Raw genomic sequence first — 15211 nt, forward strand, 5'->3', positions numbered from 1 at the left:
AAACCTATTATGAAATATTGCAGCAAAATTTTGCTCTTTATAGGTTATTTTATTGGAATAACTTGTATGGCGCAGACAAATGAAAAAATCAATCTCGAAGAACTATTCGAAAGCTTATCAGAAGAACTACCTGAAGATACTGATTTAAGTGAATTAAGCGAAAAGTGGGCCTATTATCTAAAACATCCAATTGATCTGAATAAGACCGATGGAACAGAATTAGCCGAATTACAGTTTGTAGACCCCTTGTTATTACAACGTCTGATTGAACATCGTCAAGTTTCCGGCGACTTTATTAACGTGTTAGAGATCCAGTCTATTGATGGCTTTGATCCGAGGATCGTAAACTTATTGGTGCCTTTCGTTAAAGTTGGAGAAAACAGTCCATTTACGGGGAGTAAATTCAAAGATTTCTCACATGAATTTATGTTGCGTTACGGGCGGACATTGGAGAAAACAAAAGGCTACCAAATTTTAGATACCACAAGGTCTCGGTATCTAGGGGATCCCAACAGATATGCTATACGATATCGGGCAAATCTAAAAGATAAGATTCGCTTGGCAATTAATATGGAGAAAGACGCGGGTGAGCCATTTTTTAAAGATAAGCAAAAGTTGGGATTTGATTTTTATGGAATAAGTCTATCCGTTAAAGCGATTGGTCCGGTCCGGAATCTTGTTGTTGGAGATTATGCGTTGCAGTTTGGTCAGGGCCTCAGCATGTGGAATGGCTTGAGCTTTGGAAAGGGCGGACTGGTACAGAATACCGCCCGGCATGGGGTAGGAATAAAACAATACAGTTCATTAAATGAGGTGGACTTTATGCGTGGAATAACTGGAACATTGCGGTTGAGGCGGTTTGAGGTTACGCCTTATTTTTCATATCGTGCCATCGATGCTAATGTCGATGATAACATCGAACCACGGGTAATTAAGACGATTGCGAAAACAGGACTACACCGAACACCGACCGAACAGCATTATCGAAATGCTGCTCATCAAATGACTTATGGACTGAATGTTTTATGGAGGTATAATCGTTTCAAAGCAGGGATTAATTTCAATCAATCCCAATTGGATGTCATTAAGCTCAGGGGGACAGCTAATAGACAGCAGTATGATTTCGAAGGTGATGTACTGAGAAATATCAGTCTGTATACGAATTATACCATTCGAAATATTCATTTATTTGGAGAATATGCCAGTAGTTTAGATGGTGGTACGGCGCTGTTAGTGGGTGCAATCGTGAGTTTACATCCACGTTTATCCACCGTAGTCCTCGTTCGGGATTACAAGAAAAACTACCACACTTTTTATGGACAGGGTTTTGGTGAATCGAGCAGCACATCTAATGAAGAGGGTGTTTACGCCGGACTTACGTACCAGCTGGCAAGAAAATTAGTTTGGTCCAATTATGTCGATGTTTTCCGGTTCCCAGAGGCAAAATATCAGGCAGATACTGGTTCAGTAGGAGCAGACTTTTTTAGTCAGCTCAGTTATATATGGTACAAAAAGGGACAACTTACATTAAGGTACCGAAATCGGTTAAAACAGGTGAATTATGTTGGTGAAGGACAGACCGAATCAGGCTTGGTGAACAGCGCAAAACAACAGCTACGGATAGAATTTCAATATAAACTGAATAGAATCTGGACAATTCGGTATCGGGCGGAAGCTAATTTATTGCAGAAAGAATATGAAAATGACAATAAAGGATATATGTTCTATCAGGACATTTTCTGGAAACCTGAAGTTGGAAAAATACAACTGAATTCGCGAATTGCTTATTTTCAGACGGATACTTACGATAATCGGATCTATGCCTACGAGAATGATGTACTATATGCGTCGGGATTTGGTATGTACGCCTCTAGCGGTTGGCGTACGTATTTGAATTTGAGATATAGAATAAACCATAATCTCGATATATGGACAAAATATGGAATTTATTATTATCCCGGTAAAGAGACAATTGGGACGGGCCTGGATGAGATCAAGGGCAACCGAAAGTCCGAAATTAAGATACAATTAAGATGGCAATTATGATGGAATTGGGCTTTTATCAAAAACTAGAACGGATTCCACTTCTTAAGATTGCTGCTATTTATGTTATTGGACTCTTTATCGCGCCGATGTTGAAGGTTTCGTTTGTCTTGTTTCAATACCTGCAAAATGGTTTGTTTATCGTACTGGGTATAACACTTGGTTGCTATCTGTTTAAAGGGACATTATTTAAGTATGGCTATCTTATCGGATATTATATACTTATCTTGTTATTTGCCGTCTGGCAATTTTGGCGTAATGAACCACTTTATGTGCAAAATCATTTTTCGCATTTTCAGTTAGATAGTTATGTTGTGGATATTATTGAGGAGCCTAAAGGTAAATCCGGTACTACGCGATTCTCAGCTGAGGTGATAGGCGGTTATATTCAGGACAGTTTTGTTGTAACAACCGGTAAGGTGATGGTTTCAATGAAATCCGCGGGGGAAAATCAACTACAATATGCTGACCAGATCTGGCTAAAAAGTAATATTGTGACAGTTCCCCCTCCGTTTAATCCCCTCGAATTTGATTATCGCGAATATTTGAGAAAATCTGATATTCATCATCAGATTTTCCTGAACAGAGATGATTATAAAATAATTGCAAAAGGAAGTCCGGGACCTGCAAATCTTACAGGTATTGCGTTGCGGACAAGGCAATATTTTCTAAAAAAGCTACGCCGTTATTTTAAGGAAGAGGAATACTTTTCGATTGCGGCTGCTTTGTTATATGGTTTTCGGAGTGACATTGATGATGAGAACATAAAAGCATTTACAAATACTGGGACAATTCATGTGCTGAGTGTTTCGGGGATGCATGTTGCCGTACTGTTTGGTTTTTTATCGCTAGTTTTTAGATTTTTCCCCTGGCGTCCGATGTTGAGCTGGCTGCCTTTTGTTCTCACATTTTCCATTATTTGGATATACGCTTTTATTGCTGGTCTGGATCCTCCCATTGCCCGTGCTGCTATTATGATTAGTTTTGTTTTATGTGCACAACACTTTAAGCGAAATAGCTCAACCTTAAATGCGCTAGTTGCTGCCGCAACCGTTATTCTGCTCTTTTCTCCCAAAGCTATAGCCGATGTGGGATTCCAGCTCTCTTTTTTGGCGGTTTTGGGCATGGTATTATTTTTACCAGTCTTTGAAAAAAATATTGTTGTGAAAAATCCTCTGCTTCGGTTTGTGAGGGATACCGTTGGTATTTCCATAGCGGCACAGGTTTTAACGACACCGCTTACACTCTATTATTTTGGGCAGTTTCCGACCTATTTTTTATTGGCTAATCTACTTGTTGATCTCCCTTCGACCATAACGATGTATTTAGGTTTTTTAATGACGATCAACCCGATCGATTGGTTAAATGAGCTCTTGGGATACCTATTGGAGAATTTAATCGGATGTATACTCTATTGCCTGAAATCCATCGACCGTTTGGCATTTTCAACAATTAAAATCAATATCATTGACAATATACTTCTCTTTCTCTCTTATGCTGCCATTTTTTGTTTTTTATATGGCTATCAATGGAAGGATAAAAAGTATAACTATCTTGGTCTACTCTGTACGCTAGGGATCATGATCATAGCGATAAATCAGCAGTATATAGATAAAAATACCGAGCGATTTCGAATATATAACACCAAAAACGAATTAACAATTGCTTATTTTAAAAATAAGAAAGCGGTTATCTATAGCACGTTTGACTCTTTAAATCATAAAGCTCTGCAATATGCTTGCGGCCGGGAGATTCAAGTATTGGCTTCCGAAGACAATGTACAATTTATTCCATTAAAGGGTAAAAGTAGAAGGAATAATTATTTAATAGCGTTGCCGATTGGAAAGATAATTGTTATGGAGCATTTCAAGGATGCATTGCCAGCCGCAGATCTGCTGGTAATTAGAAAGAATGCTATTCAAAAACTATCCGTTACGTTGAATGGGATTTCGCCCAGAGAGGTTATCCTTGATGGTTCCAATTCCTTGAGGAAGTCATTGCAGGCGCAGGCCATATTGGATAGTTTGAAGATAAAGAGTTATATCATAAAAGATAATTTTGCGTATGTTTGGGATAAGGAGAGCTTATGACTTTAGATAGCCTATCAATCTTAAGACAATATTGGGGTTTTGAATCGTTTCGGCCCTTGCAGGAAGAAATTATTCAGTCGGTTATTTCTGGTAAAGACACACTCGCTTTACTACCAACAGGGGGCGGGAAATCCATATGTTTTCAGGTGCCGGCATTGATGATGGAGGGAATCTGTATCGTGGTGACCCCGTTGATTGCCCTTATGAAAGATCAGGTAGAGCACTTGAAAAAAAATGGTATCCAAGCAGTTGCCATTTACTCGGGAATGAAAAAAAGGGAGGTGGATATTACCTTGGACAATTGTGTCTATGGAAAAATAAAATTCCTTTATCTATCCCCCGAGCGGTTGTATAGTGACCTTGTCCGGGAGCGGATCCGATTTATGAATGTCAATTTATTCGCGATAGATGAGGCACATTGTATTTCTCAATGGGGTTATGATTTTAGACCGCCATACCTGGAGTTGGCAAAACTGAAAGAGCTCCATCCCAAAATTCCATTTTTAGCATTGACAGCAACTGCTACGGAACGCGTTATAACCGATATACAGAAGAAGCTAAATTTTCCGGAACAAAATATATTTGTCAAAAGTTTCCTTCGGGACAATTTAGCTTATATGGCTATCGAGGAAGAGGATAAAATGGGGCGGATGGTGCGTATTATTCATAAATTAGGTGGGTCAGGTATCGTATATGTTCGAAATCGAAGAGAGACGCAGGAAATAGCCCGTATTTTAATCAACAATGGAATAGCGTCAGACTATTATCACGCTGGACTTTCAGGGCAGGAGCGTGATCAAAAGCAGGATGCATGGATGACGAATGCTGTTCGTGTTATCGTCGCTACAAATGCATTTGGAATGGGGATCGACAAGCCCGATGTTCGTTTTGTCATCCATCTAGATCTGCCCGATTCGCTGGAAGCTTACTACCAGGAAGCCGGTAGGGCGGGGCGGGACGGTAAAAAAGCATACCCAGTTATTCTTTACCAAAAGAATGATGAAAAAAAGCTCCTTGATACCTTGAGTGCTAGTTTTCCCGATGTTCCCTTCATTCAGCAGACTTATCACTATTTATGTAATCATTTTCAAGTGCCTTATGGAGCGGGTGAGGGCCTTACGCTGGATTTTGATGTGGTTACATTTGCCAAGAAATATCAATTGCCATTGATCCCTGTGATGAATGCACTGAAATTTTTAGAGCGCGACGGATGGTTAACCTTGTCTGAAGCTGTAACAATACCCTCACGTTTCAAATTTGAAATTGATAGCACCGAATTGTATAAAGTTCAGGTGCAATATGTAAAATATGATAAATTGATTAAAGCGATTTTACGTGTGTATGGTGGCGTTTTTGAAAATTATATCCTGATTAATGAATATGAATTTGCGAATAAGCTTGGGGTCCCTTATGGCCGTGTGGTGGAACTTTTAAAATCACTCGAAGCATTGGAAATTGCAAGTTACCTCCCTTCTACGGATGCACCGCAGCTAACGTTTTTACAAAATCGTGTTGATTATAAACATCTGCATATTGACCATATCTTTATTCGGGATCGTCATCAGGTAAAGGAGGAGCAGGTTAATGGGATGATCAATTATATAGAGAAAGCGCACTGCCGCAGCCAGTCGTTGTTGCTTTATTTTGGAGAAAAGAATGCGGGCTTCTGCCAGGTATGTGATTTATGTTTAATACGTATACACAAAGAAGGACAACGAAACCAAATCAAAGCGGAGATAAAAACCAGCTTATTGGCTGCACCAAAGGGGTTGCATGATCTGGTTGGAAGTTTAACCCTCGGTAGCGAAAAAAAAAGAATAGAGATCATCCGTGACCTGTTAGATGCAGAAGTAATTCGACTGGAGGACAATCTCTATTCCTGGAATACCTTATTTTGATTATTTCTCGATCGGAAGATTGAGTTCTTCTTTGCCCCATTCAGACCATGAACCATCGTAAACCCGGATAGTTGTGTGCCCTGAAATATAAGCTGCGAAGGCAAGTATGGAGGCCGTTACGCCCGAGCCACAGGAGAATATATATTCATCTCCTGTCGCTTTAGACTGATCAAAGTGCTGCTTGAGCTCGTCAATTTCTTTATAGTAAATGTCCGAAAGCAATTCTTCGAAGGGTAGGTTTTTAGAGTGTGGGATATGTCCGCCATTGAGACCTTTTCGCGGTTCTGCGACTAATCCAATGAATCTTCCCTTGCTTCTGGCATCGAAAATAGTTGTCTCAGGCGATTTATAGTGTGCTAAAATATATTCCTTATCAGCAAAGAGGTTTTCCTGAAAACGAGCTTTAAAATTTCCAGTCTGGTGATTTTCTTTATAATTTTCTGAGATTTCATACTTGTTTTTTTTCCAAGCTGGAACTCCGCCATTTAAAATATAGACCTGATCAAACCCCATGACCTTAAACATCCACCAGGCACGTGGACTGGAATAAACACCCCATCTATCATATAAAACCACTGTACTGTTTTGATTAATACCCAATGCTTGAACTTCTTTTTCAAAGACCTGCTCAGTTACCAGTGTGTGCGGCAATTTAGATGAGTGGTCGGAAAATTTTCCTTCGATATCAAAAAACAATGAGTTTGGAAGTAATGCTAATTTTGCATCTTTTAGGGATTGACCGACCTTATCGATGGTACAGTCTAGTAGGATCACATTTTCATCTCTTGTCAATGTGTCCTGAAGTTCGGATGGGCTTATTAAGGCTGATTTGAATGACATAACAATTATTCTTATGTATACAAAATTACAAAGCAAACCTATAAAAACAAAGAGGCTGTTCTTTTGGAACAGCCTCTTTTTATGGATTTAAAACGCTAATTACTTAGCGTTTTTGTCATTTTCCATTTGCTCTTTCAATTGAGCTAATACGTCTAAGTCGCCTAAAGTAGATTTTTCAACAGAATCTTTTACTTTTTTAACAGCTGAAGATTCAGCTTTAGCGTCTTTTTTACGGTTGTTAGACTCTTCTTTGCGAGCTTCTTCTTTCTCTTCTTCCCAGATACGAGAGTGAGAAATTACCAAACGTTTGTTCTCTTTGTTGAACTCGATGATTTTGAATGAAGTTACTTCATCAACTTTCAATGAAGAACCGTCTTCTTTAACAGAGTGTTTAGAAGGACAGAAACCTTCAACACCATATTGTAAAGCTACGATATCACCTTTGTCACCAACTTTGATCACAGTACCTTCGTGGATAGAACCTTCAGTGAAGATTGTCTCGAAAGTATCCCAAGGATTTTCTTCCAATTGTTTGTGACCTAAAGATAACTTACGGTTTTCTTCGTCTAATTCTAGAACAACAACATCTAAAGTTTCACCTACTTTAGTGAATTCGTTAGGGTGGTTGATTTTTTTAGACCAAGACAAATCTGAGATGTGGATCAAACCATCGATACCTTCTTCTAACTCAACAAACACACCGAAGTTAGTCATGTTTTTAACAACAGCTGTTTGTTTAGAACCTACTGGATAACGATCAGTGATGTTTTTCCAAGGATCTGGAGTCAATTGTTTGATACCTAAACTCATTTTACGCTCATCACGATCTAAAGTTAAGATTTGAGCTTCGATCTCATCTCCAACTTTCAAGAACTCTTGTGGAGAACGTAAGTTTTGAGACCAAGACATTTCAGAAACGTGGATTAAACCTTCAACACCTGGGATGATTTCTAAGAAAGCACCGTAATCAGCAACTGTTACGATTTTACCTTTCACTTTAGAACCAACTTCTAATGCTGTATCTAAAGATTCCCAAGGATGCTCAGATAATTGTTTCAAGCCTAAAGCGATACGTTTTTTCTCATCATCAAAATCCAATACAACAACGTTGATTGTTTGATCTAAAGATAAAACTTCTTTTGGATGTTCGATACGACCCCAAGAGATGTCTGTAATATGCAACAAACCATCAACACCACCTAAGTCGATGAATACACCGAAGTCAGTGATATTTTTAACAGTTCCTTCTAATACTTGACCTTTTTCTAATTTAGCAACGATCTCAGATTTTTGGTTTTCTAAGTCGTTTTCAATTAATACTTTGTGCGATACGACAACGTTTTTGAATTCGTGGTTGATTTTAACAACTTTGAATTCCATAGTTTTACCTACATATATATCGTAGTCACGGATAGGCTTGATATCGATTTGAGATCCAGGTAAGAATGCTTCAACACCTTTGATGTCAACGATAAGACCACCTTTAGTACGGCTCTTAACGAAACCAGTAATGATTGCATCATTTTCCAATGCCTCATTGATAGCTTCCCAAGATTTTTGAGTTTTAGCACGTTTACGAGAAAGTACTAATTGACCGTTAGCATCTTCTTGAGATTCTACGAATACGTCAACTTTGTCACCAATTTTTAATTCTGGTAAGTCACGGAATTCGGATAAAGAAACTAAACCGTCAGATTTGAAACCAACATTTAAGACAACGTCTTTGTTGTTGATAGAAACTACAGTACCTTCGATAATTTCACCTTGGTTAACTTGGTTAAAAGTATCTGCGTATTGTGCTTCAAGTTTAGCGCGTTCAGCTTCGCTATAATTTCCGAAACCTTTGTCATTTGCATCCCAGTCAAATTCACCTTCTGGTGTGATCCAAGTGTTTGATTTGATTTCGTCGATTAAGTTTGAATCAGCTTCTGATTCAATTTTTTCAGTGTCTTTCACTACTTTAGTGTCAGCACCTTGTAGCTCTGCGTTTTTCGCTGCTAATTCTTTTTCTGCTTCTTGTTTTTTTGCCATTAATTAATTTTCTCCTTTTTCCTACGTTGTAGGAGATGCAAAGGTACAAAAAAACTTTTAATGCAAAATTTTATTTTTCTTATTTTATTGACAGACTTTCAGTTATACCCAACGTGATCGAGCATACGGAATAATTTGGTTAGAGGGCCTCGGAACATGATTATTTTTGTCGTTCCCAATTGACCTGTTTTAGTCTGCATGTACAGTTTTTTGGCAAGTAATGACTTTGAACAAAGTTCTTTAACTCATGGAATCCTTGACTATTAATCGTTATTTTTTTTGAATGAATTGAAAATTCGGGGTTTGGCAATCACAATTGTTTGCTTGGACAAAGCAATAGCAGCATTAAGTTCGTAGCCTAACAATAAGATTAGTGTATTGAGGTAGATCCATAACATAATCACAATCAATGTCCCTATAGAACCATACAATTTATTATAGGCACCAAAATGATTAATATAAAATGTGAAGATGGAGAAGGTCAAAATTGCTAATATAGTAGCCATGGATGCTCCAGGGCTAAACAACTTCCATTTATTTGAGGTTGAAGGGCCAAACTTATAGATACAGCTAACTGTGAAAAAATAAATAGCGAAAATAATAATCCATCGGGCGAGTTTTAATAGGGTAGCCCACATACTGGATTTAATGCCTGTAGTTTCTTTAATATAGTCGATTGTCACTCCCGCAATAGTGAATATGGTCATACCTACAGTTAAGGCGAAGATAATAAAAAACGCCAAGGTCAGTGCGATGAGCCTTTTTCGCACCCAAGGTCTTTTCTCAGTCATTAGGGAAGCTTTGTTGAAGGCATTCATTAATGAAGCCATACCATTTGTTGCAAAATAGGCAGCAAACAGAAAACCGAAGGAAAGCAGTCCGCCATTTTGGTTTTTAATGATATCCTCTAAGGTGGTTTCGACTACAAGGAAAGCATTTTTGGGGATAACAACTGCCAGGAAATCCAATAATTGTTCCTGAAAATTGTTAATCGGGATATACGGAATCAACGTAAACAGAAAGATGATCCCGGGAAATATAGCCAATAGGAAACTATACGATAATGACGAAGCTTTACTGACGATGGAATCTCGGGAGAGCTCCTGAAAAAAAAACACCGCTACAGTATAAAGGGGTAGCGAACCGAATCCGGGTAAAACCACCCTTTTGCTCCATTCGATTAATCTAAAATAAGGTTCAACGTTTAATAGCCATTGGTGGAGTTTCCCCATATCAGTTAAAGTATTTACTCATCTTATCCAGAAATATCTGTGGAGGCATACAAGGTTTGTTTTTTTCCATATTGACAAATACCAGTGTCGTCTCTCCTTGATTGAGCAACTCTCCACTTTGGTTAAAAAGTTCATATTCAAAAATAATACGGACCGCCGGTTTCTTACGAATTGTTACTCGGATCGTTATCAGGTCATCATACTTGCCCGGTTTGAGATATCTTGTTTTCATCTCAGTGACCGGAAGCATAACGCCCATTTCTTCCAGTTCCTTATAGGATATTCCTGTACTTCTCAGCATTTCAGTCCGTGCGATCTCATAGAAGGCAGCATAATTGCCATAATAAACATAACCCATTTGGTCTGTTTCAGCATAACGGACACGAAGCTGATGGTCAAATACAAACATTATTTCTTGATATTTCGTGCGTCTAAGGCTTGTTGGAATTTGCGCGCATTGATCAGATGTTCTACTTCTGTTTTTGCAAAATTATGGTATCCTGAGAAATCATCTTTTGCACACATATAAATATAATCATGTTGTTTAAAATTTAATACGGCATCAATTGCAGCAATACTTGGGATAGAAATAGGACCTGGGGGCAGACCTCTATATATATAAGTATTATAAGGATTATCTGTTCTTAAATGCTTATTTAATACTCTTCTGATCGAAAAGTCATTATTTGCAAAGATCACGGTTGGATCGGCCTGTAACAGCATGCCTTTTTTTAGGCGATTCAAATAGAGACCGGCAATCATGGGCATTTCATCTTGATGTAAGGCTTCCCCTTTGACGATCGAAGCTAGTGTGCTCACCTGTTGTTGTGTTAAGTTAAGAGCCTTTGCCTTGGCAATACGGTCTGTATTCCAGAATTTTTTCCATTCATCATCGAAACGGGCAATAACCTTCTCTGGGCTCGTATTCCAGTAGATTTCGTATGTATTGGGGATGAAAATTGAAATTAAATTCTCTTTGGTAAAGCCAAATTTTTGAGCGGTTGTTTCATCATTTAGTACCGCAATAAATTGTGCAGAATCTGCCTCAAAACTTTTGCCTAATAAGGCGGCCATATTTTCTTTTAGCCGCACATTGGCAAACCTAAATTTTACAGGTTCTTGATAACCGCCAATTAAATTACCGATCAAACGTCTATTGTTCATTCCTGGAGTTAACAGATAACGACCGGGTTTTACACTTTTTTCGTATTTTTTATATTGGGCAGCACGTTCGAATGATGCAATATCATCCAAAAGACTGGAATCTTGAATTGATTTGAGGACATCTTCATACTTAGCTCCCTCATGAATGTAAAGGTATTTTTTCTCTCCAGAAACGTTTGAAGCAAAAAAAGCCTTATAAAATGTCCAGGCAAAATAACCTCCGACAAGGATGACGATTAGTGCAATAATTTTTAACCAGCTTGGTATTCCTTTTTTATTTTCCATCAGAATGATTTTTTATATCAATGATGAAACCTTCACGGACATACGATTCATTTTAAGCAAGCGATCTATGTTTATGAAGGTTTCATAATAGCTTTAGAAGCCTAGACTACTACTTTTATTTTCCTTTTTTTGTCCTGCTGGAGCTGTTGTATTTGTCGCTTTGGCAGGAGGATTATTTGTTTTTGCCGGAACCGTGGGTTTCGTCGCAGGTGGATTTACCTGTGTTGGATTGACCTGCGGTTTAGGTGTTGTTGAAGAACCCGACGTACCTGTTGTTGCTGAGGGGGCGGTCAGTGAAAGGGTCACATCTATTTTGGCACCTAAGCTTGTTAATCCCTTTTCTATGCCTGGAGACTGTACACTGATCACAGCAGTAGCCGTATCTGTTACATTTGGATCGTATGTGACTGTGCCCAGGCCAAGTCCTGCACCAGTAAGCGCAAATTTAGCTTCGTTCAGCGGGAGCCCGATCAGGTTCGGAATTTCAACTTCATTTGCTCCTAGGCCATTTCCCAATACAAGATCTATCCGCGATCCTTTGGGAATCATGCGGCCATTTCGAATGGATTGGCCTGCAAATTGGGCATCTAAAACAATATCTCTCGCGATATCGGCAACATAAGAAGTATCGCCTATTTTAAGGTTATGATTTTTCAGGATAGCTGTAGCTTCTATTAAAGTCTTATCTTTAATATTCGGAAAAGCCACCTCTGGCGCAACTTGAGTAATAATCGTCAGATAAATTGTCCGACCGGATTTCACGTGAAATCCTTGCTCAGGATCCTGCTCGATGACCAAGCCAGGTTTTGCATCCATCTGATAAACGGAGTCAATTTGGTATTCTAACCCAGCATTTTCCAATGCTTGGATGGCTGCATTGATATGGAGTCCCTTTATTTTCGGAACTGCAATGGATTCATTATGTTTAGTATATATTTTCAGTCCAACATATACCGCAAGAAATAAGCAGATTATCGCAACGAAAGCGGCAATGAGATTTTTTCTGAACGTGGCTGTCTGAAGATATTGGATGACTTTGGACATTACTGTGTTTGATAAAAATTAATTCTGCATAGAACCGCAATATTGAAGCCAATTTTGCAGAATGATTAAATAAAATTATTCCTCACAAAATTATTCGTTTTTCCGTGTATAGCAAATTATATTTGCTATTCGAATCGCTAAAATTTATGAAAGCAAAAATAGCATTAATAACTGGAGGTTATACAGGTGAGGCCGAAGTTTCTTTTAAAAGTTCTGCCTTTGTCTATTCCCAACTCGATCATGACAAATACGATGTCTACCTGATTACCATATCAAAAGAAGCGTGGTTTTATACAGCTAAGGACGGTAAGCGATACCCTGTTCTGCGCGAGAGTTTTACATTACCATTAAATGGTGAAACGATAAATTTTGACCTCGCTTTTATCATGGTGCATGGCGTACCTGGGGAAGATGGAAGGTTGCAGAGCTACTTTGATTTGCTCGATATTCCTTATACTTCATGTGATGCGTTGACGTCTGCTTTGACAATGAATAAAGGTTATACAAAGGCGATTTTAAGTGATATTCCGGAAATATACCTGGCCAAATCGGTCTTATTATTCGAAACTCAAAGGGCAGAAGCCGTTAAAACTGTTGAAAATACGCTTGCCCTTCCATATTTTGTGAAACCTAATGCTGGAGGAAGTAGTATTGGTATGACCAAAGTAAAAGAGCCTGCTCAGTTACAGGAAGCTATTGATAAAGCGTTCGATGCTGAAAATACGGGAAGACAAGTGATTGTTGAAGAATTTGTGACGGGACGTGAATTCTCGGAAGGAATTTTCCGCAATGCGAAGGGTGAATTGGTTGTGTTACCCGCTACGGAGGTTCGTACGACCCGTGAATTTTTTGATTTTGAAGCAAAATATATCCCCGGCTTGACAGAGGAAATTACGCCTGCTGACCTGAGTGTGGAACAGCAAGAGCGTGCGGCGCGCATTTTGAAGGAAATTTATGTCAGATTGAATTGTAAAGGTATGGTGCGGGTGGACTTCTTCCTGGAAAATGGCACAGATAATTTTTATTTTATTGAGATCAATACAATCCCGGGACAGACAGCGCAGAGTTTTATCCCACAACAGGTACGTGCCTTTGGTATGAAAGAGGGGGACTTTTATGGTGAATTGATCGAAAGCGCTTTGCAAAGACAATAATGCTATGAGGGGGAAAGGTCCAGTCGTTATACTCTGCTTTTCAAAGTAGTGGGAGCTTGCCTGATTTGGTGTGGGTAAGAAATCGCAATCTTGTGTAAAAATGAGCGCATCTGGATTGATCAAGGAAAGAAGGCATATAATACAAAAATGGCATTCAAATTTTGAATGCCGTTTTTGTATTATCTTCGGAAATCAAACTTGGATAAATCGGGTTTGATTTTTTTTATTCTTTTTAATTCCTCCTGATAGATAAGCTGCCCAATGTTTTTCAAAAATGGATAAGTGACCGTCTCATACTCGTAAATGCCATCGTTGTAGATGCCGTTTTCGTTCGACTGCACTACTACAGCAAGAAGAAATTCTACGCCATGCTCAAAATCAACGATATAAGCATTATCAATATTATACCCGTAAGAATCACCGTATTTGTTGAATATGCGGATATTAGGATTCAACTTTGCATCTTTTTCGCGTCCATAGAAAAGCAATTTGCTATAGGTAGGCCAGAATTCTGTAGCGTTATATTTAGGAAAGTCCGATTCAAAGGGGTAACGTGACATATAATCGTATAGCAGGTTATAATCCTCTTTTTGCAGATTAAATCTTTCTCTGCTTTTGAATGCTTCGGGGAATAACAATTTCTTTAATATCAGTTGTTGATCCTCCAATGCATACACGTTTAGTCCTTCAAAGCTCCAGGGTTCATGGATGAGTTCATCCTTTTCATTCATATAGCCTTTCCCCTGAAGTGTATTAGCTAACTTGATATCATAATCTTTGGGATCGAATTGCGCATTTTGCCGATAAATAATGTTGTCACCATTATAGAAGGTGAAAGGATTGGTATGTTTGGCCCAAATACCTTTGTCGCCTATAGCAAGACGGTTGACAATGCGGCTATACTTGCTCCCATATTTTTCGAGTTTTGCATTTAATTCAGCACGACCAATGAATTCGAACAATCTATTTTGGGCGTCATTGTCGCTGGTCAATAATATTTTTTTGACATATTGGGCGATGGAAGGAAGACCGTTGGCTGCGGATTCGTCTACAGTTACTTTCGTTTGTTTTTCAAAAGCTGAATCAATGCGTAAGGGAGTGTCTTTCGTTAACCCCTCAATTTGTAAGTCATTAATTTTTTCGAGTGCTAAAATCGCTGTCGGAAGTTTTACCGTACTTGCCGGATAGAAATACCAATGGGGATTAAGCCGATAACTATAAGACTTAAAATGTGGGATGTTGGATTTATCACGGTCAATCTGGGTGTACAGGATCTGCACCTCATGTTTTGTCGGATGATTTAATAGCTGTTGAAATAAATCAGGACGGCTCTGAAGCAATTTTTCGAGATATACCGTATCTATCTTCTGAGCATATGTCTTGGACATAAGTAAAATAAAAACGAGCGATAAATATTTAAACATTCCAAT

The 15211-nt window shown here is 38.6% G+C and carries 11 protein-coding genes; 4 read left to right on the plus strand and 7 right to left on the minus strand.

The features are described 5' to 3' along the window. Positions 1 to 9: 9 nt before the first annotated feature. The 3 genes from B4A24_RS22605 to B4A24_RS22615 are packed head-to-tail and all read left to right on the plus strand — an operon-like array spanning position 10 to position 6031. The gene (locus B4A24_RS22605; RefSeq protein ID WP_293947213.1) at positions 10 to 2046 is read left to right on the plus strand and encodes a ComEA family DNA-binding protein; all 2037 of its coding nucleotides are present in this window, start codon (positions 10 to 12) and stop codon (positions 2044 to 2046) included. Further along, positions 2034 to 4133, plus strand: coding sequence for a ComEC/Rec2 family competence protein (locus B4A24_RS22610; protein WP_293947214.1), 2100 nt, complete (start codon positions 2034 to 2036; stop codon positions 4131 to 4133). The genes B4A24_RS22605 and B4A24_RS22610 overlap by 13 nt, the downstream gene beginning before the upstream one ends. Next, positions 4130 to 6031: a RecQ family ATP-dependent DNA helicase gene (locus B4A24_RS22615; protein WP_293947215.1), complete on the plus strand. Its 1902-nt coding sequence runs from the start codon at positions 4130 to 4132 to the stop codon at positions 6029 to 6031. The genes B4A24_RS22610 and B4A24_RS22615 overlap by 4 nt, the downstream gene beginning before the upstream one ends. Here B4A24_RS22615 and B4A24_RS22620 read toward each other — a convergent pair whose 3' ends face one another. The 6 genes from B4A24_RS22620 to B4A24_RS22645 all read right to left on the minus strand — a co-directional run bounded on the left by B4A24_RS22620 (position 6032) and on the right by B4A24_RS22645 (position 12627). Further along, positions 6032 to 6871, minus strand: a complete 840-nt coding sequence (locus tag B4A24_RS22620; RefSeq protein ID WP_293947216.1) for a sulfurtransferase — start codon at positions 6869 to 6871, stop codon at positions 6032 to 6034. Between the two features lie 99 nt (positions 6872 to 6970). Beyond that, the gene (gene rpsA / locus B4A24_RS22625) at positions 6971 to 8902 is read right to left on the minus strand and encodes a 30S ribosomal protein S1 (protein WP_172396772.1); all 1932 of its coding nucleotides are present in this window, start codon (positions 8900 to 8902) and stop codon (positions 6971 to 6973) included. A gap of 263 nt (positions 8903 to 9165) precedes the next feature. Beyond that, a complete protein-coding gene (locus tag B4A24_RS22630) occupies positions 9166 to 10134 on the minus strand; it encodes a YihY/virulence factor BrkB family protein (protein WP_293947217.1) in 969 nt (322 codons plus the stop codon). Position 10135: 1 nt separating this feature from the next. Further along, entirely contained in the window at positions 10136 to 10543 is a 408-nt protein-coding gene (locus tag B4A24_RS22635) for an acyl-CoA thioesterase (protein WP_172396774.1), read from the minus strand. Continuing rightward, positions 10543 to 11583, minus strand: a complete 1041-nt coding sequence (gene mltG, locus B4A24_RS22640) for an endolytic transglycosylase MltG (RefSeq protein ID WP_293947218.1) — start codon at positions 11581 to 11583, stop codon at positions 10543 to 10545. Before mltG ends, B4A24_RS22635 begins: the two co-directional genes overlap by 1 nt. Before the next feature lie 93 nt (positions 11584 to 11676). Next, a complete protein-coding gene (locus tag B4A24_RS22645; RefSeq protein WP_293947219.1) occupies positions 11677 to 12627 on the minus strand; it encodes a PASTA domain-containing protein in 951 nt (316 codons plus the stop codon). Between the two features lie 146 nt (positions 12628 to 12773). On the opposite strand from B4A24_RS22645, the gene B4A24_RS22650 reads away from it, so the two are divergent. Beyond that, positions 12774 to 13781, plus strand: a complete 1008-nt coding sequence (locus tag B4A24_RS22650) for a D-alanine--D-alanine ligase (RefSeq protein WP_293947220.1) — start codon at positions 12774 to 12776, stop codon at positions 13779 to 13781. Between the two features lie 179 nt (positions 13782 to 13960). Here the strand turns inward: B4A24_RS22650 and B4A24_RS22655 are convergent, their stop codons facing one another. Next, complete coding sequence (locus tag B4A24_RS22655; RefSeq protein WP_293947221.1) at positions 13961 to 15169, minus strand: serine hydrolase; 1209 nt, start codon at positions 15167 to 15169, stop codon at positions 13961 to 13963. Positions 15170 to 15211 lie beyond the last annotated feature (42 nt).

Source organism: Sphingobacterium sp. UBA7249 (assembly GCF_002472835.1).
Classification (GTDB): domain Bacteria; phylum Bacteroidota; class Bacteroidia; order Sphingobacteriales; family Sphingobacteriaceae; genus Sphingobacterium; species Sphingobacterium prati.

Coding starts and splice junctions, on each gene's coding strand:
- B4A24_RS22605 (WP_293947213.1), top strand. CDS start 10: ATGAAATATTGCAGCAAAATTTTGCTCTTTATAGGTTATTTTATTGGA.
- B4A24_RS22610 (WP_293947214.1), top strand. CDS start 2,034: ATGGCAATTATGATGGAATTGGGCTTTTATCAAAAACTAGAACGGATT.
- B4A24_RS22615 (WP_293947215.1), top strand. CDS start 4,130: ATGACTTTAGATAGCCTATCAATCTTAAGACAATATTGGGGTTTTGAA.
- B4A24_RS22620 (WP_293947216.1), bottom strand. CDS start 6,871: ATGTCATTCAAATCAGCCTTAATAAGCCCATCCGAACTTCAGGACACA.
- rpsA (WP_172396772.1), bottom strand. CDS start 8,902: ATGGCAAAAAAACAAGAAGCAGAAAAAGAATTAGCAGCGAAAAACGCA.
- B4A24_RS22630 (WP_293947217.1), bottom strand. CDS start 10,134: ATGGGGAAACTCCACCAATGGCTATTAAACGTTGAACCTTATTTTAGA.
- B4A24_RS22635 (WP_172396774.1), bottom strand. CDS start 10,543: ATGTTTGTATTTGACCATCAGCTTCGTGTCCGTTATGCTGAAACAGAC.
- mltG (WP_293947218.1), bottom strand. CDS start 11,583: ATGGAAAATAAAAAAGGAATACCAAGCTGGTTAAAAATTATTGCACTA.
- B4A24_RS22645 (WP_293947219.1), bottom strand. CDS start 12,627: ATGTCCAAAGTCATCCAATATCTTCAGACAGCCACGTTCAGAAAAAAT.
- B4A24_RS22650 (WP_293947220.1), top strand. CDS start 12,774: ATGAAAGCAAAAATAGCATTAATAACTGGAGGTTATACAGGTGAGGCC.
- B4A24_RS22655 (WP_293947221.1), bottom strand. CDS start 15,169: ATGTCCAAGACATATGCTCAGAAGATAGATACGGTATATCTCGAAAAA.